General features: G+C 71.7%; 27 protein-coding genes and 1 pseudogene. 16 read left to right on the forward strand and 12 right to left on the reverse strand.

Annotated features, from left to right (window positions below; translation table 11 throughout):
* Positions 1 to 58 precede the first annotated feature (58 nt).
* Complete coding sequence (npdG, locus tag EJC51_RS14980) at positions 59 to 775, reverse strand: NADPH-dependent F420 reductase (RefSeq protein WP_079306458.1); 717 nt, start codon at positions 773 to 775, stop codon at positions 59 to 61.
* Positions 776 to 909: 134 nt separating this feature from the next.
* On the opposite strand from npdG, the gene EJC51_RS14985 reads away from it, so the two are divergent.
* Positions 910 to 1,512: a hypothetical protein gene (locus EJC51_RS14985; protein WP_126271540.1), complete on the forward strand. Its 603-nt coding sequence runs from the start codon at positions 910 to 912 to the stop codon at positions 1,510 to 1,512.
* A gap of 49 nt (positions 1,513 to 1,561) precedes the next feature.
* Positions 1,562 to 2,887: an MFS transporter gene (locus EJC51_RS14990; RefSeq protein WP_244362631.1), complete on the forward strand. Its 1,326-nt coding sequence runs from the start codon at positions 1,562 to 1,564 to the stop codon at positions 2,885 to 2,887.
* Here the strand turns inward: EJC51_RS14990 and EJC51_RS14995 are convergent, their stop codons facing one another.
* A complete protein-coding gene (locus EJC51_RS14995; RefSeq protein WP_059191403.1) occupies positions 2,888 to 3,115 on the reverse strand; it encodes a hypothetical protein in 228 nt (75 codons plus the stop codon). It abuts the gene before it with no gap.
* A 58-nt stretch (positions 3,116 to 3,173) separates the two neighbouring features.
* Between EJC51_RS14995 and map the strand changes: the two genes are divergently transcribed.
* Complete coding sequence (gene map / locus EJC51_RS15000; protein WP_126271541.1) at positions 3,174 to 4,031, forward strand: type I methionyl aminopeptidase; 858 nt, start codon at positions 3,174 to 3,176, stop codon at positions 4,029 to 4,031.
* 114 nt (positions 4,032 to 4,145) lie between these two features.
* A complete protein-coding gene (locus tag EJC51_RS15005) occupies positions 4,146 to 4,793 on the forward strand; it encodes a biliverdin-producing heme oxygenase (protein WP_126271542.1) in 648 nt (215 codons plus the stop codon).
* Positions 4,794 to 4,808: 15 nt separating this feature from the next.
* Here EJC51_RS15005 and EJC51_RS15010 read toward each other — a convergent pair whose 3' ends face one another.
* Both EJC51_RS15010 and EJC51_RS15015 read right to left on the reverse strand, forming a co-directional pair.
* Positions 4,809 to 5,465: a PhzF family phenazine biosynthesis protein gene (locus tag EJC51_RS15010; protein ID WP_126271543.1), complete on the reverse strand. Its 657-nt coding sequence runs from the start codon at positions 5,463 to 5,465 to the stop codon at positions 4,809 to 4,811.
* Positions 5,458 to 6,330, reverse strand: a complete 873-nt coding sequence (locus EJC51_RS15015; protein ID WP_244362633.1) for a hypothetical protein — start codon at positions 6,328 to 6,330, stop codon at positions 5,458 to 5,460. Before EJC51_RS15015 ends, EJC51_RS15010 begins: the two co-directional genes overlap by 8 nt.
* Positions 6,331 to 6,573: 243 nt before the next feature.
* Here EJC51_RS15015 and efeO point away from each other — a divergent pair, with 243 nt between their 5' ends.
* From efeO to EJC51_RS15035, 4 genes are read left to right on the forward strand one after another with little or no spacing between them, the layout of a single operon-like run.
* The gene (gene efeO, locus EJC51_RS15020; RefSeq protein ID WP_126271544.1) at positions 6,574 to 7,728 is read left to right on the forward strand and encodes an iron uptake system protein EfeO; all 1,155 of its coding nucleotides are present in this window, start codon (positions 6,574 to 6,576) and stop codon (positions 7,726 to 7,728) included.
* Positions 7,729 to 7,742: 14 nt separating this feature from the next.
* On the forward strand, positions 7,743 to 9,002 hold the full coding sequence (efeB, locus tag EJC51_RS15025) for an iron uptake transporter deferrochelatase/peroxidase subunit (RefSeq protein ID WP_126271545.1): 1,260 nt from the start codon (positions 7,743 to 7,745) through the stop codon (positions 9,000 to 9,002).
* A gap of 6 nt (positions 9,003 to 9,008) precedes the next feature.
* Positions 9,009 to 9,890 carry an iron uptake transporter permease EfeU gene (gene efeU / locus EJC51_RS15030; protein WP_126271546.1) on the forward strand — a complete coding sequence of 294 codons (882 nt, stop codon included), beginning with the start codon at positions 9,009 to 9,011 and terminating at the stop codon, positions 9,888 to 9,890.
* Entirely contained in the window at positions 9,841 to 10,854 is a 1,014-nt protein-coding gene (locus EJC51_RS15035) for an SCO2278 family lipoprotein (RefSeq protein WP_126271547.1), read from the forward strand. Before efeU ends, EJC51_RS15035 begins: the two co-directional genes overlap by 50 nt.
* 13 nt (positions 10,855 to 10,867) lie before the next feature.
* Here the strand turns inward: EJC51_RS15035 and EJC51_RS15040 are convergent, their stop codons facing one another.
* From EJC51_RS15040 to EJC51_RS15060, 5 genes are all read right to left on the reverse strand, one after another.
* On the reverse strand, positions 10,868 to 11,602 hold the full coding sequence (locus EJC51_RS15040) for a bifunctional DNA primase/polymerase (protein WP_126271548.1): 735 nt from the start codon (positions 11,600 to 11,602) through the stop codon (positions 10,868 to 10,870).
* 172 nt (positions 11,603 to 11,774) lie between these two features.
* Positions 11,775 to 12,395 carry a TetR/AcrR family transcriptional regulator gene (locus EJC51_RS15045; protein ID WP_126271549.1) on the reverse strand — a complete coding sequence of 207 codons (621 nt, stop codon included), beginning with the start codon at positions 12,393 to 12,395 and terminating at the stop codon, positions 11,775 to 11,777.
* Positions 12,396 to 12,433: 38 nt separating this feature from the next.
* Positions 12,434 to 13,423, reverse strand: coding sequence for a small ribosomal subunit Rsm22 family protein (locus EJC51_RS15050; RefSeq protein ID WP_126271550.1), 990 nt, complete (start codon positions 13,421 to 13,423; stop codon positions 12,434 to 12,436).
* A 38-nt stretch (positions 13,424 to 13,461) separates the two neighbouring features.
* Positions 13,462 to 14,637, reverse strand: coding sequence for a serine hydrolase domain-containing protein (locus EJC51_RS15055; RefSeq protein ID WP_207924729.1), 1,176 nt, complete (start codon positions 14,635 to 14,637; stop codon positions 13,462 to 13,464).
* Positions 14,589 to 15,884 carry a multidrug effflux MFS transporter gene (locus tag EJC51_RS15060; RefSeq protein WP_126271552.1) on the reverse strand — a complete coding sequence of 432 codons (1,296 nt, stop codon included), beginning with the start codon at positions 15,882 to 15,884 and terminating at the stop codon, positions 14,589 to 14,591. Before EJC51_RS15060 ends, EJC51_RS15055 begins: the two co-directional genes overlap by 49 nt.
* A 90-nt stretch (positions 15,885 to 15,974) precedes the next feature.
* Here EJC51_RS15060 and EJC51_RS15065 point away from each other — a divergent pair, with 90 nt between their 5' ends.
* Positions 15,975 to 16,997 carry a Gfo/Idh/MocA family protein gene (locus EJC51_RS15065; RefSeq protein ID WP_126271553.1) on the forward strand — a complete coding sequence of 341 codons (1,023 nt, stop codon included), beginning with the start codon at positions 15,975 to 15,977 and terminating at the stop codon, positions 16,995 to 16,997.
* Here EJC51_RS15065 and EJC51_RS15070 read toward each other — a convergent pair.
* Complete coding sequence (locus tag EJC51_RS15070) at positions 16,984 to 18,627, reverse strand: alkaline phosphatase D family protein (RefSeq protein ID WP_126271554.1); 1,644 nt, start codon at positions 18,625 to 18,627, stop codon at positions 16,984 to 16,986. The two genes, EJC51_RS15065 and EJC51_RS15070, sit on opposite strands and share 14 nt — an antisense overlap.
* A 132-nt stretch (positions 18,628 to 18,759) precedes the next feature.
* On the opposite strand from EJC51_RS15070, the gene EJC51_RS15075 reads away from it, so the two are divergent.
* The 3 genes from EJC51_RS15075 to EJC51_RS15085 all read left to right on the forward strand — a co-directional run bounded on the left by EJC51_RS15075 (position 18,760) and on the right by EJC51_RS15085 (position 22,138).
* A complete protein-coding gene (locus EJC51_RS15075; protein ID WP_126271555.1) occupies positions 18,760 to 19,518 on the forward strand; it encodes an SDR family oxidoreductase in 759 nt (252 codons plus the stop codon).
* A gap of 395 nt (positions 19,519 to 19,913) precedes the next feature.
* Positions 19,914 to 21,386: an ABC transporter permease gene (locus EJC51_RS15080; protein WP_126271556.1), complete on the forward strand. Its 1,473-nt coding sequence runs from the start codon at positions 19,914 to 19,916 to the stop codon at positions 21,384 to 21,386.
* Between the two features lie 50 nt (positions 21,387 to 21,436).
* Positions 21,437 to 22,138 (forward strand): ABC transporter ATP-binding protein, encoded by a 702-nt coding sequence (locus tag EJC51_RS15085; protein ID WP_126271557.1) that lies wholly within the window; start codon positions 21,437 to 21,439, stop codon positions 22,136 to 22,138.
* Between the two features lie 22 nt (positions 22,139 to 22,160).
* Here EJC51_RS15085 and EJC51_RS15090 read toward each other — a convergent pair whose 3' ends face one another.
* Positions 22,161 to 22,487, reverse strand: a complete 327-nt coding sequence (locus tag EJC51_RS15090; protein ID WP_126271558.1) for a nuclear transport factor 2-like protein — start codon at positions 22,485 to 22,487, stop codon at positions 22,161 to 22,163.
* A 132-nt stretch (positions 22,488 to 22,619) separates the two neighbouring features.
* Between EJC51_RS15090 and EJC51_RS15095 the strand changes: the two genes are divergently transcribed.
* From EJC51_RS15095 to EJC51_RS15110, 4 genes are all read left to right on the forward strand, one after another.
* A complete protein-coding gene (locus EJC51_RS15095; RefSeq protein ID WP_126271559.1) occupies positions 22,620 to 23,189 on the forward strand; it encodes a DoxX family protein in 570 nt (189 codons plus the stop codon).
* Positions 23,190 to 23,295: 106 nt separating this feature from the next.
* The gene (locus EJC51_RS15100; RefSeq protein WP_244362635.1) at positions 23,296 to 23,700 is read left to right on the forward strand and encodes a DUF6153 family protein; all 405 of its coding nucleotides are present in this window, start codon (positions 23,296 to 23,298) and stop codon (positions 23,698 to 23,700) included.
* A 77-nt stretch (positions 23,701 to 23,777) separates the two neighbouring features.
* Positions 23,778 to 24,434 (forward strand): DUF305 domain-containing protein, encoded by a 657-nt coding sequence (locus tag EJC51_RS15105; RefSeq protein ID WP_126271560.1) that lies wholly within the window; start codon positions 23,778 to 23,780, stop codon positions 24,432 to 24,434.
* Between the two features lie 23 nt (positions 24,435 to 24,457).
* Positions 24,458 to 24,802, forward strand: a complete 345-nt coding sequence (locus EJC51_RS15110) for a MazG-like family protein (protein ID WP_126271561.1) — start codon at positions 24,458 to 24,460, stop codon at positions 24,800 to 24,802.
* Between the two features lie 7 nt (positions 24,803 to 24,809).
* Here the strand turns inward: EJC51_RS15110 and EJC51_RS15115 are convergent.
* Positions 24,810 to 25,532: pseudogene (locus EJC51_RS15115) on the reverse strand (M20/M25/M40 family metallo-hydrolase); the annotation flags it as partial.
* Positions 25,533 to 25,718 lie beyond the last annotated feature (186 nt).

Here is a 25,718-nt window from a genome sequence, read left to right on the forward strand (position 1 = left end):
CTGTCGAGACCGGTCGGGGGACACTGCTGCGCTACGGCGTCCAGTGTCCCCCATCCCGTCACACGTCCGTGACGCGCAGTCCCGCGTGTGCCTTGTAGCGGCGGTTCACGGAGATCAGGTTGGCGACCAGCGACTCGACCTGGTGGGCGTTGCGCAGCCGGCCCGCGAAGACGCCGCGCATGCCGGGGATGCGGCCGGCGAGGGCCTGGACGATCTCGACGTCGGCGCGCTCCTCGCCCAGCACCATGACGTCGGTGTCGATCTCGTCGATCTCCGGGTCCTGGAGCAGGACGGCCGACAGGTGGTGGAAGGCGGCGGCGACCCGGGAGTCGGGCAGCAGGGCGGCGGCCTGCTCGGCGGCGCTGCCCTCCTCGGGCTTGAGGGCGTAGGCGCCCTTCTTGTCGAAGCCGAGCGGGTTGACGCAGTCGACGACCAGCTTCCCGGCGAGTTCCTCGCGCAGCGACTCCAGCGTCTTGCCGTGCCCGTCCCACGGCACGGCGACGATCACGATGTCGCTGCGCCGCGCGGTCTCGGCGTTGTCGGCGCCCTCGACCCCGTGCCCGAGCTCGGCGGCGGCGGCCTGCGCGCGGTCGGCGGCCCGCGAGCCGATGATCACCTTCTGGCCGGCCTTGGCGAGCCGGTAGGCGAGGCCCTTGCCCTGGGGGCCGGTCCCGCCGAGCACGCCGACGACCAGTCCGGAGACGTCGGGGAGGTCCCAGGGGTCCTTGGCGGGCGCCTTCGCGGGGGTCTGAGCAGCACTGTCCGTAGAGGTCATGGGCTGACTTTACGTGCGCCTCCCGCACCCCGGCCGATCAGGTGAGCGCGGGGGCACGCTCCCCCGGACCGATACGGGCGAATTCGAAGGGAACCCGGGGTCACGGGCGACCGGTTGCGGCAGGATGCGGTCGCATGGACGCCGTACGGGTCGCGTTGCTGCGCGAAGTGCTCGCCGGGACCGAGTGGCTGGGGACGACCCGGCGGTTCGCGGGGGTGCTGCGCGGGTCGGTCGTCTCGCACGGGGGCGGGCTGCTGCTGGTCGGCACCCCGGAGTACGAGCCCTGGCATCTCGCGGCCCATCTGGTGGACGAGGCGGCCTGGTCCGGCACCCCGGAGCTGGCCCCCACCCTCGTACGGCATGACGCGCGCCCCTCCGACCCGGCCCATCTGGCCGTCGGCCCCGGCCGGCTGGCGGCGGCGCGGCGTGGCGAGACGCTGCTGGTGGTGGCGCCGGAGGAGCCGGACGCCCCGCTGCTGGAGCGGGTGCACGACGCCCGGCGGGCCGGTGCCACCGTTCTCGCCCTCGGCCCCGGCGAGGGCGGCCTGGCGGCGATGGCGCACGAGTCGCTGGCGGTGCCGGAGGGCACGGACCTCGATCTGGACACCGTGCAGCATCTGGTGAGCGCGGCGGCCGGGGAGAACGCCCTGCCCGCGCCGCGCGGCCCGCGCCGCTTCCGGGACCGGCTCTCCCGGCTGACGGAACAGCTGACGGCACCGCCGCCGACGCGCTGGTAGCGGGAAATTCGGTTGCCGGGGCGGGCGGGCCGCCCGAGCATGACCGGTCGTGACCGACACCGACACCGACGCCGATCCGGCGCCCTCCCGCCTGCGTTCCGTCCTCCCCGACCTCGCTCCCTGGCGGGCGTCGGCCGACTTCCGGCGGCTGTGGGTGTCGGGGCTGGTCTCGTACTTCGGCAGCTTTCTGACGTTCGTCGCGCTGCCGGTGCAGATCAAGGAGCTGACGGGGTCGGCGGCGGCGGTCGGGGCCATCGGCGCGGTGGAACTCGTCCCGCTGATCGTTTTCGGGCTGTACGGCGGTGCCCTCGCCGACGCGCTCGACAAGCGCGGCCTGATCATCTGGACGGAGGCCGGGCAGGGCCTGCTGAGCGCGGTGCTGCTGCTCAACGCGCTGCTGCCGCGGCCCGCCGTGTGGCCGCTGTATGCCGTGGCCGCCGTCTCCTCGGCGCTGACGTCGGTGCAGCGGCCCGCGCTCGACTCGCTGTGGCCGCGGATCGTGGCCCATGAGCATCTGCCGGCCGCGGCCTCCCTCAACACCTTCCGCTGGACGGTCGGCGGGGTCGCGGGCCCGGCGCTGGCGGGTGTGGTCGTCGCGTACGCGGGCCTCGGCTGGGCCTACGCCGCCGACCTGGCGACCTTCGTGGTCTCCGTGGCCCTGATGATCCCGATCGCGGCCTCCCCCGCCGCGCACGAGGCGGCGAAGCCGTCGCTGAAGGCGATCGCCGAGGGGGCCAGGTACGCGTGGGGCCGCAAGGAGTTGCTCGGCACCTATGCCGTCGACGTGGTCGCGATGCTGCTGGCGATGCCGCTGGCCGTACTGCCGTTCCTCGCGGACGAGCTGGACGCCGAGTGGGCGCTGGGCCTGATGTACGCGACGGTGCCGCTGGGCGCGATGCTGGTGAGCGTGACGAGCGGCTGGACGGCGCGCGTCCACCGGCACGGCCGGATGGTCGTGCTGTCGGCGGCGCTGTGGGGCGTGGCGATCGCGGCGGCCGGCGTCGTGGGGAACGTATGGCTGGTGCTGCTGTTCCTGACCGTGGCCGGGGGGTGCGACATGGTCAGCGGGATCTTCCGCGGGGTGATGTGGAACCAGACGATCCCGGACGAGCTGCGGGGCCGGCTCGCCGGGATCGAGCTGTTGTCCTACTCGGTCGGCCCGACCCTCGGCCAGGTCAGGTCGGGCGGTTTCGCCGCCTGGTGGGGGGTGCGGGCGTCGGTGTGGTCGGGCGGGCTGCTGTGCGCGGGCGCGGTGGGACTGCTGGCCCTGTGCCTGCCGAAGCTGATGACGTACGACGCCCGCACCGACGACCACGCGGCGCGGGTACGGGCCCAGCGCGAGACCGCCGCACGGGTGAGCCCCGCCGAGGCCTGATCAGTCGTCCTCGGCACCCTTCGCGGCGTCGTGCCACTTGGGGTCGTTCTCCCACTGGAGGTTGCGCTCGCGGGCGGTCTCCATCGCGTGTTCGGCCTCCTGCCGGGAGGCGTACGGGCCGAAGCGGTCCTTGGCGGGGCAGTCCGGCCCCTCCTCGACCTTCTTGTGCTCCAGGCAGTAGTACCACTCGCCCGGCTTGCCGACCGTGCGCTTCTTGAACAAGGCCATGACCTGCTCCTCTCGCCAGGGACATGTTCCCCCACCGCGGCTCGTTAGACTCGCTGGCATGTCTGGCCAGTCGCTGCTCGTCCCAGGGGAGCTGTCCCCCACCCGTTCCGTGCCCGGAAACATCCGTCGCCCCGAGTACGTCGGCAAGCCCGCGCCGACGCCGTACACCGGTCCGGAGGTGCAGACGCCCGAGACGATCGAGGCGATGCGGATCGCCGGCCGTGTCGCGGCCCGGGCGATGGCCGAGGCGGCCAAGAAGATCGCACCCGGTGTCACGACCGACGAACTGGACAAGGTGGCGCACGAGTACATGTGCGACCACGGCGCCTACCCCTCGACGCTCGGCTACCGCGGCTTCCCCAAGTCGCTGTGCACGAGCGTCAACGAGGTGATCTGCCACGGCATCCCGGACTCGACGGTCCTCAAGGACGGCGACATCGTCAACCTCGACGTGACGGCGTACATCGGCGGGGTGCACGGCGACAACAACGCCACCTATCTGGTCGGGGAGGTCGACGAGGAGAGCCGCCTGCTGGTGGAGCGGACGCGCGAGTCCCTCGACCGCGCGATCAAGGCGGTCAAGCCGGGCCGCCAGATCAACATCATCGGCCGGGTCATCGAGTCGTACGCCAAGCGCTTCGGCTACGGCGTCGTCCGTGACTTCACCGGGCACGGCATCAACTCGTCCTTCCACAGCGGCCTGATCATCCCGCACTACGACAGCCCGCACGCGACGACGGTCATCCAGCCCGGCATGACGTTCACGATCGAGCCGATGCTGACGCTGGGCACCCACGACTACGACATGTGGGACGACGGCTGGACAGTCGTCACGAAGGACCGCAAGCGGACGGCACAGTTCGAGCACACGCTGGTGGTGACGGAGAGCGGCGCCGAGATCCTGACGCTGCCGTAGCCCGCCGAGACCCGCCCCCCCTGCTGGGGGCGGGTCTTTTCTTGTACGGTTTTACCGACAGGCTGTCGGCAAACCTATTGACTTAGGTAAGCCTTACCTTAGAGGATATGGCGCATGGACTCCTTCTCGACAGTCATCCGCACCGCGTCCCACGAACAGCACGTCGAAGCGGAGACCTCGACGTTCATGAGCGACCTGCTCGGCGGCCGGCTGGGCGTCGACGCGTACGCGCGCTACACCGAGCAACTGTGGTTCGTGTACGAGGCACTGGAGTCCGGCGCGGACCGGCTGGCGTCGGACCCGGTGGCCGGGCCCTTCATCCAGCCGGAGCTGTACCGGCTGGCCGCGCTGGAGCGGGACCTGGAGCATCTGCGGGGCCCCGGATGGCGTACGGGACTGTCGGCGCTGCCCGCCACCCGGGCGTACGCGGACCGGGTGCGCGAGTGCGCCGAGCGCTGGCCCGCGGGATACATCGCCCACCACTACACGCGCTACCTCGGCGACCTGTCCGGCGGCCAGCTCATCCGCGACAAGGCGGAGCGGACGTGGGGCTTCGCGCGCAAGGGCGACGGCGTGCGGTTCTACGTGTTCGAGGGGATCGCCAACCCGGCCGCGTTCAAGCGGGGTTACCGCGCACTGCTGGACGCGGTCCGGGCGGACGACCTGGAGAAGCAGCGGATCGTGGCGGAGTGCAGGCGGGCGTTCGCGCTGAACACGGCGGTGTTCCGGGCGCTGGGCGAGGAATTCCCGCTCAGCGCCTGAGGCCGGCCGAGAGGTCTACCGCTCGGGCTCGCGCTCCAGCACCACCCGGCCGCCGATCTCCACCCAGCCGTAGGGCTGCGGAGCGGTGAGGATCTGGGAGCCCGCGCCCTGGGTGATGTTCAGGGCGCGGCCGAGCAGGTCGGTGAGCAGGATCGCCGCGGCGCCCGTCGCCTCGTCCTCGTCGACGCCGTCGTCGCGGCCGGGGAAGGCACGGGCCCTGACCCGGCCGGCGGGTTCGTCCTCCCAGGCCCAGGCGTAGATCCACTCCCCCTTGGGCGGTACGGGGAGATCGTCGACCTCGGCGGCGGAGGCGTACTGGCGCAGTGTGCGCGGCGGGACCCACTCCGCCCGCGCCTCGATCCAGCTGAACTCCCCGTCCAGCCGGGCGCCGACGGGCCCCGCGGGCGTGACCAGTTCGGGCACGTCCAGCAGCCAGGCCGTGCCGACGCAGGGGTGGCCGGCGAAGGGCAGGCGCAGGGTGGGGGTGTAGATGTCGATGACGCCGCGCTCGGGGTCGTCGACGAACACGGTCTCACTGAAGCCGAGCTTGCCCGCGAACGCCTGGCGTTCGTCCCTGCCGGGCATCACGGAGCCCTCACGGACGACGCCGAGTTCGTTGCCGTATCCGCCGTTGGGCGCACAGAAGACGCGGAGGACGTCGTAGTCAGTCACGGGGGCATTGAAACATTGCGCGGGCGGCGAGAGCTTCCCAGGTGGCGGCTCCGCCGGGGAGGGCTTGTACGGTCGTGGGCTCGACGGCGTACGGGAGCGAGGCGATCGTCTCGGCGTATCCGCGTTCCAGGGCGGCCCGTTGCCGTGCCGGGCGGGTCGCGAGGTCGCCCATGCGGTGCTCGTGGTCGTGCGTGAACCGCTCGGCCGCCTCGCGCCAGACCTTGTCGTCGGGCACCTGGCCGAGCACCACGGACGGCGGGGTCCGGCCCTCCGCGAGCGCCGCCACGGCCCGGTCGTGCCCGTCGAGGATGACGAAACCGTCGAGGAAGGTCACCCACCACAGCAGGACGGGCGCGAGGGTGCCCTCGCGGGCGTGCTTGCGGTACGCCTTCACCCGCCCGGCGTCCGGTGCGGAGAGCCGCCGCAGCGGCAGAACGCCGTTCCAGCCGCCCCCGCAGTACAGCTCCAAGCGGCCGCCCGGCCAGTCCCGTACGAAGTCCGCGGTCCAGACGCAGGGCGGGAACCCGGTCCGCAGGGCCAGCTCCCAGCGGCCGTCCCGCAACGGCGTTGCGTCCGCCTCCTCCAGCCAACGCGTGTACTGATGCGTCCAGTCGAGCGGCGAGCGCTGGTCGGCCGACCGCAGGGGCGGCAGCGGGGAGCGGTAGCCCCCGAGCCGGTGGAGGTGGAAATCCGGACAGCAGCCCGTACCCACCGACCTCCCCAGCAGCAGAGGCTGTTCGCCCTGCCGCAGCAACAGCCGGCGACCGTCCGCCCGTTCCCAGCGCAACGCGGCCGGGCCGGGGCGGCCGTGCATGTTCAGTACCAGCCGTCCCGGCCCCAGCAGTTCTCTGTGCCCCCTGTTCATGGGGACCAGTTCCCCCCGGCCTGGAATCTGTGAGACCTCTTTGAGCTTCCCTTGACGCTTCCTTGGGGTCCGTTTTAGGTCACCGTGATCGTGACGTGCCCTTACAGCGTCTATGAGAGGTGAATCACGGCACGGCCGGGTATCACGCAGGTAAGCCTCGGTTAAGTTAGGGCAGCCTCACCAATCCGTGTGAGCGCTGTCACGTGATTTTTCGGCCACCCATAGCCACCCACGGGAGCCTGCATGCGAGCCGTCCGTCTGTCCGCCGTCACCGCCACCGCCACCGTGGCGGCTCTGACCGCCCTCACCGGATGCACCGAGAAGGGCGGCGACGCGAGCAGTGATCGGGTGATCAACGTGACCGCCACCGACAGCAAGTGCGAGGTGTCCACCAAGGAGTTCCCGGCCGGGCACGTCGAGCTCGCCATCGAGAACAAGGGCTCCAAGGTCACCGAGGTCTACCTCCTCTTCCCCGACGACCGCATCGTCACCGAGCGGGAGAACATCGGCGCCGGCACCAAGCAGCGCGTCACCGCCGAGGTGAAGGCCGGCGACTACACCATCGCCTGCAAGCCCGGCATGAAGGGCGACGGCATCCGCCAGGACGTCAAGGCCACCGGCGGCACCGCCGCCAAGCGCGACCCGCGCCTCGACAAGGCCGTCGCCGCCTACCGCACCTATGTGCAGGAGCAGGCCGACGCGACCCTGCCGCTCGCCGAGACCTTCGCCAAGGCGGTCAAGGACGGCGACCTCAAGGCGGCCCAGAAGGCCTACGCCCCCTCCCGGATCGGCTGGGAGCGCACCGAGCCGGTCGCCGAGTCGTTCGGTGACATCGACCCCAAGGTCGACGTCCGTGAGGACGGCCTGGAGGAGGGGCAGGACCCGGCGAAGGACTGGACCGGCTGGCACCGGCTGGAGAAGTCCCTCTGGAAGGACAAGAAGCTCACCGCGCGCGAGTCCGAGCTCGCCGACCAGCTGATCACCGACCTCAAGAACTGGCAGACGCGGGTCGGCAAGGCGAACATCACCCCGACCTCCATGGCCAACGGCGCCAAGGAGCTCCTCGACGAGGTCGCCACCGGCAAGGTCACCGGCGAGGAGGAGCGCTACTCGCACACCGACCTCGTCGACTTCAAGGCCAATGTCGAGGGCGCCGAGAAGTCGTACGAGCTGCTGAAGGCCGTCGCCAAGGAGAACGACCCCGCCCTGGTGACCGAGCTGGACAAGCAGTTCGCCGCGATCGACACGCTGCTCGACAAGTACCGGGCCGACAAGACGTCGTACGACTTCACCTCGTACGACAAGGTCGGCGACGCCGACCGCAAGGAGCTGTCGGACGCGGTGAACGCGCTCGCGGAGCCGCTGTCCAAGCTCGCCGCCGCCGTCGTCGTGAAGTGAGTGGGGGGCACCCGATGAGCGAGAACCCGCAGACCGACAACTCACCGGCCCCGTCCCGGCGTTCGCTCATCGGCTGGGGCGGTGCCGGGCTCGCGCTCGGTGCCGTCGCGGCCGGTGGCGCGGTCGCGATGACCCGTGGCGGCGACGACGTCGACACCGTCGCCGCCGAGGCGGGCGCCGCGATCGAGTTCCACGGCCCCCATCAGGCCGGTATCTCCACGCCGGTGCAGGACCGGCTGCACTTCGCCGCGTTCGACGTGAAGACCGAGGACCGCGCCGAGTTCGTGCAGATGCTGAAGGACTGGACGGCCGCGGCCCGCCGGATGACCGGTGGACAGGCCGTCGGGGACGGGGCCTTCGGCGGGCTGGCGGAGGCCCCGCCGGACGACACCGGCGAGGCCGTGGGGCTCAAGCCGTCACGGCTGACGCTCACCATCGGGTTCGGGCCCTCGCTGTTCCAGAAGTTCGGCCTCGCGGACCAACAGCCCGACGCGCTCGTCGAGTTGCCGCACTTCGCCGGGGACGCCCTGGACAGGAACCGCAGCGGCGGCGACCTGTGCGTCCAGGCCTGCGCCGACGATCCGCAGGTCGCCGTGCACGCGATCCGCAACCTCGCCCGCATCGGCTTCGGCAAGGTCGTCATCAAGTGGTCGCAGCTCGGCTTCGGCAAGACGTCGTCGACCACGCCCGAGGAGCAGACCCCGCGCAACCTCATGGGCTTCAAGGACGGCACCCGCAACATCGCGGGCACGGAGACGGACCGTCTGAAGAAGTTCGTGTGGGTCGACGAGAAGGCCGGGCCGGACTGGATGGTCGGCGGGTCCTATCTCGTCGCCCGGCGCATCCGGATGCACATCGAGACCTGGGACCGCACCTCCTTGCAGGAGCAGGAGGACATCTTCGGCCGTGACAAGGGCGAGGGCGCCCCGGTCGGCAAGGCCAAGGAACGCGACGAGCCGTTCCTGAAGGCGATGAAGCCCGACGCGCACGTCCGGCTCGCGCACCCGACCGCCAACCACGGGTCGACGATCCTGCGCCGCGGCTACTCCTTCACCGACGGCACGGACGGCCTCGGCCGTCTGGAGGCGGGCCTGTTCTTCCTGGCGTACCAGAAGGACGTCCGCGAGGGCTTCATCCGCATCCAGCGCAATCTGGCCACGGACGCCCTCAACGAGTACATCCAGCACGTGGGTTCGGCGGTCTTCGCCGTCCCGCCCGGCGTCCGGGACAAGGACGACTGGTGGGGCCGGACGCTGTTCTCCAAGGAGGCGTGAGCGACCGTGTTCTCCAACTACCTGATCGGTCTGCGCGAGGGCCTGGAGGCGTCCCTCGTCGTCTGCATCCTCATCGCCTACCTGGTGAAGACGGAGCGCAAGGACGCGCTGAGGCCCGTCTGGACCGGCATCGGCGTCGCCGTCGCGCTCGCGCTCGGTTTCGGCTGCGCGCTCGAATTCGGCTCCCAGGAGCTGACGTTCGAGGCGCAGGAGGCGCTCGGCGGCTCCCTGTCGATCCTCGCGGTCGGCCTGGTGACGTGGATGGTCTTCTGGATGCGGCGCACCGCCCGGCACTTGAAGGCGGAGTTGCACGGAAAGCTGGACGCCGCCCTCCGGATGGGCACCGGCGCACTGGTCGCCACCGCGTTCCTCGCCGTCGGCCGGGAGGGCCTGGAGACGTCCCTGTTCGTGTGGACGTCGGTACACGCGGCCGGTGACGGCACCCCGCGTCCGGTCATCGGCGCCGGGCTCGGCATCGCCACGGCGGTCGTGCTGGGCTGGCTGTTCTACCGGGGCGCGCTGAAGATCAACCTCGCCAAGTTCTTCACCTGGACCGGCGGCATGCTGGTCGTCGTGGCCGCGGGTGTGCTGGCGTACGGCTTCCACGACCTCCAGGAGGCCGGCTGGCTGCCGGGGCTCACGAACCGGGCCTTCGACATCAGCGACACCATCCCGCCGGACAGCTGGTACGGCACCCTGCTCAAGGGCATCCTCAACTTCCAGCCGGACCCGACGGTCCTCCAGGTCACGGTGTGGCTGCTGTACTTGATCCCGACGCTCGCCCTGTTCCTCGCCCCGGTAGGGTTCGCCTCCGGGAAGGGGAAGGTGAAGATACCCGATGAGCAGGGATCGCAGCCCTCGAAGGCTACGTCTTCTTCGGCGGATTGACCGGAGGGCGCTGATAGCGGCCTCGGTGACCGCTTTGTCGCTGACGGCGAGCGGATGCGTGGTGGTGCACGGGGAACGCGAAGTACTCCCCGCGACGACCAAGGCCGAGGCCGCGAAGGCGCTTCAGGAGTTCACGACCGCGTACAACGACGCGGACAAGGCGTACGACAGTTCACTGGACGCGGACCATGTCACCGGGCCCCTCGGCGACATCGACGCCGCGCGTCTGAAGGCCGGTTCGGTCACCAGCCCGGACGGCAACCCCTCGCACACGCCGCTGAAGCTGACCGACGTGAAGTACACGATCACCGAGAAGGCGGGCTGGCCGCGCTGGTTCGTCGCGGACGCGGCCGCCAACAAGGGCGGCAGCGCGCGCTGGCTGTTCGTGTTCACCCGGGGCGGCCTCGACGAGCCGTTCCAGGCGGCGTATCTGACGCTGGTCGCCCCGGACGAGGTACCGGAGTTCAAGACGGACGCGGACGGCTGGGCCGAGGCGGTCCCCGTGAACTCCACCGAACTGACCGTCGCGCCCGGGGACTTGAGCCAGGACTACGCGACCTACCTCCAGGACGGCAAGGGCAAGGTCTTCGCGGACGGCACGCACACCAGCGGGTGGCGTACCGACCGGCAGAAGGACGCCAAGAAGCCGGGCCTGGTCAAGCAGTACATCGACGAGCCCCTCACCAGCGGCGCGTACGCCCCGCTCGCGCTGCGGACGAAGGACGGCGGCGCGGCGGTGTTCTTCACCACGCGCCACTACGTGAAGCAGACCGCCGCACCCGGCACCTCGGTGCCCGCCCAGACGGCGGCCGTGCGGGCGCTGACGACCGGCGAGGTCAAGCAGTCGCTGACGCTGGAGTCGATCTCCAACGAGATCGCCCTGGACCCGCCGAAGAGCACGGCCGGCGGCCAGGTGAAGCTGCTGGGCCGCATCCAGGGCCTGACGGCCGGCAAGGGCGAGTAGCCGCTACGGCGTCTCAGCCGCGCAGGGGCCAGGCCGCGGAGGCGTGGTCGGGCTCCGCGCCGGCGTAGCGGGCGCAGGCGTCGGTGAGGACCTCGAGGAGGCTCAGCGGGTCGGGCAGCGGGTGTTCGAGGCCGCGGACCCAGTGCACGGACTGGCCCTCACCCGGCAGTTGCGCGGGCGGTACGAGGACGTACGACCCCCGGCAGTGCCAGCGCAGTCCGGGGTGCTCGTCCATGGTCTCGGGGTGGCAGTCCAGCTCGCACGGCCACCACTCGTCCTCGTCCTCGGGGGTACCGCGGGTGAGGGTGAAGAACAGGAGGCGGCCGTCGCTGCTCTCGGCGACCGGCCCGACCTCGATGCCGGAGGCGAGCAGCCGCTCCATGGCCTCCAGGCCCGCGTCCAGGGGGACGTCCAGGACGTCGTGGACCATGCCGGTGGCGGTGATGAAGTTGGCCTGCGGCTGATGCCGGGCCCAGCGCTCGATCTGGCCGCGGTCGGTGGTGGACTGCGTCTGCCACGCGAAGGAGACGGGGTGCCGGGCGGGGGTGGGACAGCCGACCCGGTCGCAGGAGCAGCGGTAGCCGGGAGCCGGGTGCGCGGCGGGCGCGAGCGGCAGTCCCGCTCCGGCGGCGGCCAGCAGCAGGGCCTCACGGCCGCCGTCGTCGGCGGCCTCCTTGGGGCGGCGTCCGCGCAGCCACTGGGTGAGTTTGCCCTGAAGGCCGGTCCGGCCGCCGAACTCCTGGCTCATCTATCCCCTCGCCTCGCTGTGTGCGGACAGCATGCCCTATGGTCCCACCATCCTGCGCTCCGGGGGGCCGGAGCCGACAACCGGGGTAGGTGGGACAGGGCGTACCGGGGCTGCCGATCGCGCGCCATGGCCCGCTTTGCCGGGATTTAGCCCCTCCTCGCAAGGTTCCGGCTCAGCGGGGCGCGAGGCCGTGGAGGGCGTAGTCGACGAGGGTGTCGGTGTACTCGTACGAGATCGGGCCGGTGTGCTGGAGCCAGCGCTGGGCCAGCGGGGAGATGAAGAACTCCAGGGCGATGCGCGGGTCGATGTCCGGGCGCACCTCACCGGCTCGCTGCGCGGCGCGCAGCCGGTCGGCGTAGAGCTGGAGGGACGGCTCCATGAGTGTGGCCGCGCACCTGCGGCCGAGTTCCTCGTCGACCAGCCCTTCGGCCGCCAGGGCCCGTGACGGCGCCGCGTACCGGGGGTCCTTGAGCTGGTCGACGGTGGCCCGCAGCACGGCCTTGATGTCGGCGGCGAGGTCACCGGTGTCCGGGATGACGTACGGCTCCTCGCCCGCCTCCCGCGACGCCTGGGCGAAGAGGTCCAGGAACGCCTCCAGGAGGACGTCCGCCTTCGACGACCACCACCGGTAGATCGTCTGCTTGCCGACGCCGGCGCGGGCGGCGATGCCCTCGATGGTGGTCTTGGGGTAGCCGACCTCGACGACGAGCGCGAGGGCGGCGTCGTAGATGGCGCGGCGGGACTTCTCGCTGCGGCGGCTGGAGTCGGGGGCAGGGGGTCGCTGCTTGGGCATGGGGTGACGGTACCAAGGGGGTGAGACGGGGCGTCTCGTCACGGTGTCCGGGGCGGCCATGCGTCGCCCCAGTCCGCGTCGCGTGCGGCCTTGTACAGGTCGCCGTGGCGTTTGGTGACCGTCGTCCGGGTCAGGCGCTCGTCCGGCTCGCACAGGTCGAGGAGGACCTGGCCCTTGCGGATCTGGGGACGGCGGACGGCACGGGCGGCGGCCGGGGTGACGGGGAAGCGGGTGGCGGCGACGTAGCTGAACTTCTCGTCCTCGTAGGCGAGGGAGCCGCCCTTGACCTTGCGGTGCAGGGAGGAGCGGCTGACCCGGGCGGAGAAGTGGCACCAGTCCTCGCCGGGGACGATCGGGCAGCGGGCACTGTGCGGGCAGGGGGCGGCGACGTGGAAGCCGGCGGCGATGAGCCGGTCCCTGGCCTCGATCACGCGGGCGTAGCCGGCCGGGGTGCCGGCCTCGACGATCACCACGGCCTGCGCGGCGGTCGCGGCGGCGTCGACGAGGGCGGTGCGGTCGGCGGGGGTGAGTTCGTTGAGGACGTAGGAGACGGTGACGAGATCGGTGCTCTCGATGGTGAGCGCCGCTCCGATACGGGAGCGCTGCCATGTCGCCGCGCCGAGCGCGGGGTTGGCGGCGGCGATCTCGCGGCCCAGGGCCAGCGCGGGTTCCGCCCAGTCGAGGACGGTGACCGGGCGGGTGCCGTCCCAGGTGGCGGTGACGGCCCAGGTCGCGGCGCCGGTGCCGCCGCCGACGTCGACGTGGCTCTGCGGGGACCAGTCGGGGGCGGCCGCCGCGAACTCCGCCAGGGCCGACCGCACGGCCTCGAAGGTGGCGGGCATCCGGTAGGCGGCGTACGCGGCGACGTCCGCGCGGTCACGGAGGATCGGGGCGTCGGTCGGGGTGGCCCCGCGGTAGGTGGCGATCAGCCGCTCCACGGCCTGGGCGGCCTGCCGGGGCGGGAGACCGTCGAGGAGACCGGCGAGGGTGGCGCGGAGGGACTCGGCCGGGGGTACGGGGACGTTCACCCGGTGATTCTACGGTTGCCGACCCGACCCCGAAGAGGTCACTTCTCCCGTACCGCCCGCGCCACCCGCGTCGCCGCGTCCGCCCTCGGCCCGTTGTCCGCCGGGCGGCGTCTCGGGTGGACCGTGTTCGCCAGCAGGACCAGGAACGTGTCCGTCGCCCGGTCCAGGACCAGGGACGTGCCCGTGAAGCCCGTGTGGCCTGCGGCGCCCCGGCCCGCCAGTTCGCCCATGAACCACGGCTGGTCCAGGGCGAAACCCAGGCCCGGTGGGGTCAGCAGCAGTTCCACGAAGTCGGGGCCCAGGATGCGGGCCGGGCCGTACGAGCCGCCCGCCAGGATCGTGCGGCAGAACACCGCGAGGTCGTGGGCCGTGGAGAAGAGGCCCGCGTGGCCGGCCACACCGCCCAGCGCCCACGCGTTCTCGTCGTGGACGACACCCCGCAGCATCCCCCGGTCCACCTTCGCCCAGGGCCGGCGCTGGTCCTCCGTGGCCGCCGCCCCGGGGCAGGGCCCGAAGGCCGTGGACGTCATGCCCAGGGGGCGCGTGATGCCGTCGTGGATCAGGACGTCGAGGGTGCGGCCGGTGATGCGTTCCAGGACGTGCTGGAGGAGCAGGAGGTTGAGGTCGGAGTAGCAGTACGTGCCCGGCACACCGATCGGCGGCTCCGCCTGGAGGGCCGCGAGGCGGGCCGTGTCGTCCGGGTGGTCGTACAGCGGGAGTTCGGGGCGCAGGCCCGAGGTGTGGGTGAGGAGTTCGCGGACGGTGATGCCGTGCGCGGCCGCCGCCCGGAAGTCCGGGAGGTACGCGCCCACCCTGGCGTCGATGCCGAGCGTGCCCCGCTCGATCTGCTGGATCGTGGCGACCGCCGTGAACAGCTTGGTGAGGGAGGCCAGATCGAAGGGGGTGTCCGTCGTCATCGGGACGCGGCTCCGGCGCGGCAGCTCCACGCCCGCGTCCGCCTCCGGGTCGTACGACGCGTATCGGACCGCCCAGCCCGCCGCCTCCTCCACGGCGACGACCGGCCCCCGGCCGGCCACGACGACCGCGCCCGCGGCCCAGGGGCGTTCGCCGGTGGTGAGGTCGTGGACGTCCTGGGCGAGGAGCCGCAGTTCCCCGGGGTCCAGTCCGGCCCGTTCCGGTGTGTCGCTGCGCAGTCTCGGCGCGCTCAGCTCTCCGCTCCCTCCACACTCGCACGTCTGTTCCAAGGACGGCACATTCCCATGAAACAGGTAAGCGCTACCAGTGCTGCCGACAACTGGACGACGGCCATCGGGACCGCGGTTCCCTCCCCGGCGATCCCGACCAGCGGGGAGGCGATCGCGCCGATGAGGAAGGAGGACGTGCCGAGCAGGGCGGACGCGGAGCCCGCCGCGTGCTTGGTGCGCAGCAGGGCGAGGGACTGGGCGTTGGGGAGGGTCAGGCCCATCGCCGACATCAGGACGAAGAGCGCCGCCGCCACCGGGGCCAGGCCGACCTCGCCGAACACGCCCAGGGACATCAGCAGCAGCGCCGCCGCGGCCGCGGTCACGATCGCGAGGCCCGCACCGAGCACCACCTCCAGGCTGACCCGCCCGACCAGCAGCTTGCCGTTGATCTGGCCCACGGCCACCAGGCCGACCGAGTTGACGCCGAACAGCAGGCTGAAGGTCTGCGGGGAGGCGCCGTAGATCTCCTGGACCACGAACGGCGAGGCCGAGATGTAGGCGAACAGCGCGGCGAAGGCGAAGCCGCCGGTCAGCATGTACCCGGCGAAGGGCAGGTCGGCGAGGAGGGCGCGCATCGAGCGCAGGGCCTCGCCGACGCCGCCGACGTGCCGGACCTCCACGGGGAGGGTCTCCGGGAGCCGTGCCCACACCAGCCCGGCGAGCAGCGCCCCGATGACCGTGAGGACGACGAACACGCCCCGCCAGTCCGTCACCGTCAGGATCTGGCCGCCGATGAGCGGCGCCACGATCGGGGCGACGCCGCCGATCAGCATGAGGGTGGAGAAGAAGCGGGCCATGGCGACCCCGTCGTAGAGGTCGCGTACGACGGCCCGGGCGATGACGATTCCGGCCGCGCCCGCGAGGCCCTGCGTCAGCCGGAACGCGACCAGCGTCTCGACGGTCGGGGCGAGGGCGCACAGGGCGGTGGCGAGGACGTAGACGACCAGCCCGATGAGCAGCGGGCGGCGGCGGCCCCAGCGGTCGCTCATCGGGCCGACCACCAGCTGCCCGAGGGCCATGCCGGCGAGGCAGGCGGTGAGGGTGAGCTGGACGGTCGCCGCGGGCGCGTGCAGGGACGTCGTGACCTCGGGGAGCGAGGGGAGGTACATGTCCATCGCCAGCGGGGGCGTCGCGGTCAGGCCGCCGAGGATGAAGGTGACGAGCAGTCCGGTGCGGCGCACAGCGGGGGCGGCCGCCTCCGTCTCCGGTGCGGCCGCCTGGTTCAGGTCCGGTGTGGATGGCCCGCGCTCGGGCATGTGCCCCTCCCTCTCGATGTACTGCGCCGCCTATGCTCTCAGCTCGTACACAGTGGCGAGCGTCACGAACAGGGGCGGGTGCGTACCGGCATGGCGGAACAGAGCGTGCGCTGGGGAATTCTGGCGACCGGCGGGATAGCGGCGGCGTTCACGGCGGATCTCGTCGATCTGCCGGACGCGGAGGTCGTGGCGGTGGCCTCGCGCAGCGAGGAGTCGGCGCGGGCGTTCGCGGAGCGGTTCGGGATCGAGCGGGCGTACGGGCACTGGGGCGCGCTGGCCGAGGACGCGGACATCGATGTCGTGTACGTCGCCACACCGCACTCGGCGCACCGGGCCGCCGCCGGGCTGTGTCTGGAGGCCGGGCGGAACGTGCTGTGCGAGAAGGCGTTCACGCTGAACGCGCGCGAGGCGGAGGAGCTCGTCGGGCTGGCGCGGGAGCGCGGGAGCTTCCTGATGGAAGCGATGTGGATGTACTGCAACCCGCTGATCCGGCAGCTGAAGGCGCTGGTGGACGACGGTGCGATCGGTGAAGTACGCAGCGTCCAGGCCGACTTCGGACTGGCCGGCCCCTTCCCGCCCTCGCACCGGCTGCGCGACCCCGCGCAGGGCGGCGGCGCGCTCCTGGACCTCGGCGTGTACCCGGTGTCGTTCGCCCAGCTGCTGCTCGGAGAGCCGTCCGATGTGGTGGCGAGAGCGGTGCTCTCCGACGAGGGCGTCGATCTCCAGACGGGCGCCCTTCTCTCCTTCGAGAGCGGCGCTCTCGCTTCGGTGCACTGCTCCATCATCGGCGGTACGGCGACCTCGGCCTCGATCACCGGCTCCCAGGGCCGCATCGACGTGCCGTACGGCTTCTTCTTCCCGGACCGGTTCGTGCTGCACCGGGACGGCCGTGACCCCGAGGAGTTCAAGGCCGACGCGGCCGCCGGTCCGCGCAACAGCCTCAAGCACGAGGCCACCGAGGTCATGCGGGCCCTGCGGGCCGGCGAGACCGAGTCACCGCTCGTCCCGCTCGACGGCACCCTGGCCGTGATGCGGACGCTCGACGCGATCAGGGACCGCGTCGGCGTCCGCTACCCGGGAGAGCTCGCCGAGGAGGCCGTCACGCCGGCGTGAACCCGTGGTTGCCCACCTCCGTCACGAAGGAGGCGGCCGTGGTCAACGGTGCTCCGGGCGTGGTGACGTACGGCAGGGTCTTGAAGTCGGCGCGGGCCCCGGCCCCGTCGAGGGTGACGGTCGTGTAGCCGCGCCGGCCGTCGTAGAACTTCAGGTGCGGGTTGGCGGCCGTGTAGGTGGCCCAGTTCGAGGGTTTCTCCTCGCCGTCCTTGCCGCTGCTGACCGAGGTGGCGACGAGCTCGGTGCCGAGGGTGCGGGAGAACGGGTCGTCGAAGTCGTCCTTGATGTCGAAGGCGTACCCCCGGTGGAGGTCGCCGGTGAGCACCATCAGGTTCTCGATCCCGGCCGCCTTGACGCCGTCGAGGATGCGGCGGCGGGCGGCCGGGTAGCCGTCCCAGGCGTCCATGGAGACCGCGGGCTCGGGGGTGAGGTCCAGTCGGCGCCGCGCGAAGCAGACCTGCTGGGGCACCACGTTCCACAGGGCCCGCGAGGTGCTCCAGCCGTCGAGCAGCCACTGCTCCTGGGCCGCCCCCGTCATCGTCCGGGTGGGGTCCTCCGACTCGGGTCCGGGGGCGTGCTTGGCGCCGCCGTAGGCCTGGTCGGAGCGGTACTGGCGGGTGTCGAGGACGTCGAACTGGGCCAGCGGGCCCCACTGGAGCCGTCGGTAGAGCTGCATGTCGGGGCCTACGGGCAGCTGCGCCAGGCGCAGCGGCTGGTTCTCCCAGTAGGCGCGGTAGGCGGCGGCGCGGCGCAGCAGGAACTGCTCCGCCGGGACGTCGTCCTCGGAGACGGAACCGGCGTAGTTGTTCTCGGTCTCGTGGTCGTCGAAGGTGACGACGAAGGGGTGCATGGCGTGCGCGGCCCGCAGGTCCGGGTCGCTCTTGTAGAGGGAGTACCGCAGCCGGTAGTCCTCCAGCGTCTCGGTCTCGTGGTCGAAGAGGGCCGGAAGCGACCGGTCGGTGTAGTCGCGGGCGCCGCCCGCCGGGCCGACGGCGTACTCGTAGAGGTAGTCGCCGAGGTGCAGGACCAGGTCGACGTCGTCCTCGGCGAGGTGGCGGTAGGCCGTGAAGTAGCCGTCGTGGTAGGCCTGGCAGGAGACGGCGGCCAGGGTCATGGCGGAGACCTGGCTGTCGGCGGCGGGCGCGGTGCGGGTGCGGCCGGTCTCGCTGAGCCAGTCGCCGACCCGGAAGCGGTAGAAGTAGACGCGGCCGGGGGCCAGGCCCTCGGCCTCGACGTGCACGCTGTGGTGGAACTCCGGGTGCGCGACGGCCGTGCCCCTGGCGGCGACCGTCGCGAACGTCTCGTCCTCGGCGATCTCCCAGTCGACGTCGACGCGTTCGGCCGGCAGGCCGCTGTCGGGCTGGTAGGGGGCGGGCGCCAGCCGGGTCCACAGGACGACCGAGCCGGGCAGCGGGTCCCCGGAGGCGACGCCGAGCGTGAAGGGGAAGTCGGTGATGCGTCTCGCGTCGAGTTCGGCGGCGGCCGCGGTCCCGGTCGCGGGCAGGTCCATGGCGAAGGCGAGGGCGGCGGCCGCGGTGGTCAGGCCCAGGAAGCGGCGGCGGCCGACAAGGCGGGAGGCGGCGCGCAGTTCACGGCTGCGCCCGCCCGACCGGCCCGGTGTGATGGTCATTCATTCCTCCCGTCACAGTTGAGGGAGGGGAAGGGCGCGGGCCCGGCGCCGACACACGGTCACGGGGGTGGCAGTACCCGGATGGCGGACAGTGGCTTCCGTATCGCGGAGGCTCACCTACGCTGCGCGCTCATGGACACCAAACATGTGAGGATCGCCGTGGTGACCGGAGCGGGCTCCGGGATCGGTCGCGCCGTCGCCGTGGAACTGCTGCGCACGGGCTGGTCGGTGGCGCTGGCGGGGCGGCGGACCGAGACGCTTCAGGAGACGGCGGCACTCGCGCCCGAGGGCGCCTGTCTCGCCGTACGGACGGATGTCTCACGCCCCGACGAGGTGGCCGCGCTGTTCGGCGCGACCGTGGACCGGTTCGGGCGGGTGGACCTGCTCTTCAACAACGCGGGGACGTTCGGGCCCGGTGGCGTGCCGGTCGAGGAACTGCCGTACGACGCCTGGCGGCATGTCGTCGACACCAACCTCAACGGGGCGTTCCTGTGCGCGCAGGCGGCGTACCGGCAGATGAAGGAGCAGGACCCGCAGGGCGGCCGGATCATCAACAACGGGTCGATCTCCGCCCACACCCCGCGCCCGCACTCCGTCGCCTACACGGCGACCAAGCACGCCCTGACCGGGCTCACCAAGTCACTGTCCCTGGACGGGCGGCCGTACGGCATCGCGGTCGGGCAGATCGACATCGGCAACGCGGCCACCGACATGACGGCACGGATGCAGACGGGTGCCTTGCAGGCCAACGGCGAGATCGCGCCCGAACCCGTGATGGACGTCGCCGACGTGGCGCGCACGGTGCGGCACATGGCGGAGCTGCCGCTCGCGGCGAACGTGCAGTTCGCGACGGTACTGGCGACGGCGATGCCGTACGTGGGGCGCGGCTGAACCTCACCCGGTGCCATCGCCGGCTGACAATTTGCACAACCGGAATCGTTCACTCCGCACCATCACGGCCGGTCGCGGACTTATGCTCAACTCCTCTCCACAAGAGCTTCACAGTTGGAGTGGAGACATTCCGGCCAAACCGAGGGGGGAGACGGCAGCCGTTCCACCACGCCGGTTGGGGGTGGGCTCCGCGTGGGACCGCGGGGTGCACACCGGCGGGTGGAACGGCTGCCGTGCAATGTCCGGCCGGGCGGTTTCGGGCCGGTGCGCGGATTCTCAGCTCACGCACATCGCCTCTCAGGTCCCCCACATCCCATCCTCACGGCCGCTCAACCTTTCGTCCCTAACTTGAGGCCGCGCCCACCACGCGGGCGCCACGAACCTCGAGGAACGGGATGTTTGGCATCTATCTCAAGCGCGAGCTGGGCCGGCGCAAGAAGGCGGCTCTGGTCATCGCACTGGGTCTGGCGCTCGGTATCGCGCTGGTCATCACCGTCAACTCGGTGTCGGCCGGCATGACGCAGGCTCAGGACAAGGTCCTGAAGTCGCTGTACGGCCTCGGCACCGACATGACCGTCACCAAGGCCCGGTCGGCGCCCACCGGCAACAGCTCCGGCAGACCGAACTTCGAGTTCGACGCCAAGGCGAACGACAGTGACGAGGAGCAGAGTTCCGACCGGGTGATGACCCAGGGCGGCCAGGCCCTCAAGGCCGCGCTCGTCGCCGAGGTGGCCGAGCAGGACGGTGTCGCGAACGCCGTCGGCGCGATCACCCTCAACGTCACCAAGGTCAACGGCTCCTTCACCCAGGGCAAGGCGCAGTCCACGACCGGGAACAGCCAGTCGCAGGGCCAGGGCGGCCCCGGGGGTGGCAGCGGCGGCAACAGCACGGCCGCGCCGCAGGTGCAGGGCGGCGGCGCCTCGTTCGACGTGAACTCCTACTCGGTCGCCGGCGTGGACGTCACGGACCAGACCCTCGGCCCGCTGGCCGGCATGGAGATCACCTCCGGCAAGACGTTCACGGCCGCGCAGACCGACGCGAAGGTCGCGGTGCTCAGTAAGTCGTACGCCAAGGAGAACAAGTACAAGGTCGGCAAGACCCTGAAGATCTCCGGCACCAAGTACACGGTCATCGGCATCGCCACGGCCTCCAGCAGCGAGTCCACCACCGACGTCTACCTGCCGCTGAAGCAGGCCCAGACGCTCGCCGACGCCAAGAACCAGGTCACCACGATCTACGTCAAGGCGACCGACTCGAAGCAGATCGACACCGTCAAGTCGACCATCCAGAAGAACATCTCCGGTACGACGGTGACGACCTCCGCCGACCTCGCCGACACCGTCTCCGGCTCCCTCTCCACCGCCTCCGACCTCGCCACCAGCGTGGGCAAGTGGCTGTCGATCGCGGTGCTCGCCGCGGCCTTCCTGGTCGCCGCGCTGCTCACCTCGTCCGCCGTGTCCCGTCGCGTGCGTGAGTTCGGCACCCTGAAGGCGCTGGGCTGGCCGAGCCGCCGGGTGACCCGGCAGGTCGTCGGCGAGTCGATGGTCAACGGTCTGCTCGGCGGCGCCCTCGGCATCGGCCTGGGCCTCGCGGCGGCCTACGCGGTGACCGCGATCAGCCCGAAGCTGACCGCGCAGCTCGGCAACGCCGGTGGCGGTGGCGGCATGGGCGGCGGCCCCGGCGGTGGCGGTCCGGGCCAGCAGTCCACGCAGAACACCATGGAGATCGCGCTCTCCGCGCCCGTCTCGCCGACCACCATCGCCCTCGCGGTCGGCCTCGCGGTGACCGGCGGTCTGATCGCCGGCGCGATGGGCGGCTGGCGGGCCTCGCGGATGCGGCCGGCGGACGCGCTGCGCAGCGTGTCGTGACGGCGCCCGCGCTGCCGTACCACCCCACTCTTCCTCACCACGGAGTTCACATGTACAGACTCACGAGCGTCACGAAGCGCTACACGCGCGGCAAGGAGACGGTCGAGGCGCTGCGCGGCATCGACCTGACCATCGAGGACGGCGACCAGCTGGTCATCCAGGGCCCGACCGGCGGCGGCAAGTCCACGCTGCTCCAGATGATCGGCGGACTGGACCGCCCCACCGAGGGCAGCGTCGAACTGGACGGTGTCGACCTGGCGAAGATCAGCGAAGCCAGGCTGACCCGGCTGCGGGCAGAGAAGATCGGCATCATCTTCCAGTCGTTCAACCTCATCCCGACGCTGACCGCGCAGGAGAACGTGGAGACGGCGCTGGTCCCGCTCGGCGTCAAGCCCGCCGAACGCCGCGAGCGGGCGGCCGAGGTGCTGCGCTCGGTCGGTCTCGGCGAACGGCTCACCCACGCACCGGCCGAGCTGTCAGGTGGACAGCAGCAGCGAGTGGCCATCGCGCGGGCCCTGGTCAAGAAGCCGAAGGTGCTGCTTGCCGACGAGCCGACCGGCAACCTCGACGAGTCGATGCGGGACGAGATCATGGCGTTGCTGGAACGGCTGTGGCACGAGTACGGGTTGACGTTCGTCATGGTCACCCACGACTCCTCGATCGCACGGCGAGCGCCTCGGCTGGCGACGATCAAGGCAGGGCAGATCACCCTGACCGAACAACGGCAGCAGCAGTCGTACGCGCAGTACTAGAAGTGCCGCCCCCGGCGGGCCGTCACGCCTGGCCGGTCTCGAAGCGGGAGATCCTGCCGTCGTCCTCGACCTCGAAGTGCCACTTGGTGCGCATCTCGCCCCAAGTGTCGTTGCTGTAGCGGGCGATCAGGTCGCGGCCGCCGCGGGACTCGTTGTCGACCTCCATGTGACCGTGGGAAGTGAAGATCTCGCGGTCGATCCAGTCGGTGAGGTCGCGGTCGGAACCGTCGTCCGACATGGTCGCGCCGGGGGCGAGGAGGGCCATGAACCCGTCGCGGTCGTGCGCGTTGACGGCATCGACGAAGGCGCGGACGGCCGGGTCGCTGAGTTTGGACGTCTGAATCGTCATGCCAGTCAGACTCACACCACCGTTCCGGGCCCGCCACCCGAACGGCGGCCCTGGGCGGACCCGGGAGGTGTCAGGGGTGCGACGGTGGAAACGCGGGAGGGGTTGTTCTTGCCGTCTTCTCCAGGAGTCATCGTGACGACGTACGACCGACGTGATCTGGGCCTGCTGCTGCTCCGCCTGGGAACCGGGGGTGTGCTGGCCGCGCACGGCGCGCAGAAGCTGTTCGGCTGGTTCGGCGGCCATGGCCTGGAGGGAACCGGCCAGTTCATGGAGTCCGTCGGCTATGCGCCGGGCAAGGCCAGCGCGACCGCGGCGGGCCTCGCGGAGGCAGGCGGCGGGACGCTGCTGGCGCTGGGCCTGGCGACGCCGGCCGCGGGCGCGGCGGCGGCCGGGGCGATGGCGGGGGCGTCCGCCGTGCACGCGCCCAACGGCTTCTTCAACGCCGAGGGCGGGTTCGAGTACGCGGCGACCCTGGGCCTGGCGGCCACTGGCCTCGCGGTCGCGGGTCCCGGGCGCCTCTCCCTCGACCATGCGGTCGGGCACGTGTTCGACCGCGGCTGGATGGTCCCCACGGCGCTGGCGGCGACCGCCGCGCTGACGGCGGTGGTCGTGGGGGCGCGGAACCGGCGGGTACGGGACGGGAAGAGGGAGGAGGCGGCGGAGGGGTTCGACGAGCAGGAGGCGCTGTTCGGGGAGGAGTGACTCCTGTCTCACCTGTGCTCGTCCGCGACCCGCGGACCAGCCGTCTCACCTGCCTCTTCCGTCCCCACCCGGAACCGCCCTCGCACTTGCCCCTAGGCTGTGCCCCGTGAACCGTCCCGAGCACCTCCGCCTGCGACCGCCTCTGCGGCGGTGGCGCGGGCTGCTCGTGCTGGCGGTGCTGGCCGGGGTCATGGGGATGCACGCCCTGGCGCCCGGCGCGGCCCTCCCGGGCGATCATCCGCACTCCTCCCCGATGGCCGGCGTCGTCTCCGTGTCGGCGGCTCACGACGACTGCGGTGGCGAGGGCCACTGCGGCTCCGGACATGTGACCCATGCCGACGCCGCCTGTTCCGCGGCCGCGGTGGGCGGGGGGCCGGCGCTGCCCGCCCTGGTGGCCGACCCGGTCGCCGGCGTCGTACGGGACGACGTACTGCGGGCGTGTGCGGTCGCGGACCCGGACGGGGCCCGCGCTCCCCCGTCCCTGGCGGAACTCCAACTCCTGCGGATCTAGACACGACTGCCGCGCGCACGTCGTGCGCCTCGGCATGCCCGGAGTCCAGATCCCTTTCATCCAGCAGGAGTTCCAGCATGAGCACCATCCGTACGCGCCGCGCTGCCGTCATGGCCGTGGCGACCGTCACCGCCGCCCTCGTCCTCGCCGCGTGCGGGGGCGACGACAGCGGTCACGCGGCCGGCCACGGCACGTCGGCCGCCGCGTCCGCCTCCCCCTCGGCGTCCGCGTCCACCGCCCACAACGCGCAGGACGTCTCCTTCGCGCAGGGCATGATCCCGCACCACCGTCAGGCGCTGGAGATGGCCGGACTCGCCGCCGACCGGGCCTCGTCCGCGGACGTCAAGGACCTCGCCGCGCGTATCGAGAAGGCGCAGGACCCGGAGATCGAGACCATGTCCGGCTGGCTGAAGGCGTGGGGCGAGGACGTCCCGGCCGCGACCGGGTCGGCGGAGTCGATGCCGGGCATGGACCACGGTGCGGACTCCGGGATGTCCGGGATGCCCGGCATGATGGGCGACGCGGACATGGAGAAGCTGGAGAAGGCGTCCGGCGAGGCCTTCGACACGATGTTCCTGACCATGATGGTCGAACACCACGAGGGCGCGGTCGCGATGGCGAAGACGGAGAAGGCGAAGGGCGCCTATGACCCCGCCACCGCCATGGCCGACGACATCGTCACCGGGCAGAGCGCGGAGATCGAGGAGATGAACAAGCTCCTCGGCAAGAGCTGAACCCAGCGTGCCAAGCTGCGTCCATGAGTGATCAGGACCCCGGCATCTGGTCGGGCATCGACGACTTGTGGACGTGGCTCGACTCGCACCGCCCGTCCGACAGCCAACTCCCTGACGGGCGACAGAGCCTCCTCCTGCGGGTGTTGAAGCTGTCGGAGGAGGTCGGCGAGGTGGCCGAGGCGGTGATCGGGGCGATGAACCGCAACCCGCGCAAGGGCAACTCCCATACCTGGGAGGACGTCGAGAGCGAGTTGTGCGACGTCGTGATCACCGCCTTGATCGCCCTGCGCACGCTGACGCCGGACGCCCGCGAGGTCTTCGCCGGGCATCTGGAGCGGGTGCGGGAACGGTCGCTGGGCCCGCGTTAGGACTCTGTCAACGGCCGTGCGCGGCCGCGTACTCGTGCAGGAACAGGGCCTCCACGTGTGCCATGTGCTCGATCTCGGACGGGTCGACGCTCTCGTTGGGCGCGTGGATGAGGCAGCGCGGCTCCTCGACGCCCATCAGGACGATCTCGGCGCGGGGGTAGGTGGTGGCGAGGACGTTGCACAGCGGGATCGAGCCGCCCTGGCCGAGGAAGGCGAGGGGTTTGCCGTAGACCTGCCGCATGGCCTTGCCGAGGGCCGTGTAGGCGGGGCCGTCGGTGGCGGCCCGGAACGGGGAGCCGGTGCCCTCGGTCTCGACCGTCACCCGGGCGCCCCAGGGCGCCGCGTCCGTGAGGTGCTGGGTGAGTGCCTTGAGCGCGGCCTGGGCGTCGGTGCCGGGCGGCACGCGCAGGCTGACGCGGGCGCGGGCGGTCGGCGGCACGGCGGCGGCGGAGCCGACGACCGGCGGGCAGTCGACGCCGAGCACGGTGACGGCGGGGCGGGCCCAGAGGCGGTCGGCGACCGTGCCGGTACCGGTCAGCCGTACGCCGTCCAACACGCCGGCGTCGGCGCGGAACTGGGCCTCGTCGTAGCCGACGCCGTCCCAAGTACCGTCACAGTCCAGGCCGTTGATGCGGGTGGCGCCCGTCTCGGGGTCGCGGAGCGTGGCCAGCATCTGGATGAGGGCGGCGAGGGCGTCTGGGGCCGGGCCGCCGAACATCCCCGAGTGGACGCCATGAAGCCCTCCCGGGGCCGGGCAGTTGGGGTGCTGCCAGGGTCGGCTCGAATCCAGGTGCCCGCATGGCGGCTTAGGCCGTTGGGGTGACGACGGGAGGCGGCCCTCTCCTGCGCTCGCGTCGCCCGTACGGCCCAACCGCCTGGCCGTTCCGGTCGGCGGAGCAGCAGGCTGGAGGAGGCC

The organism is Streptomyces aquilus (assembly GCF_003955715.1).
GTDB lineage: Bacteria > Actinomycetota > Actinomycetes > Streptomycetales > Streptomycetaceae > Streptomyces > Streptomyces aquilus.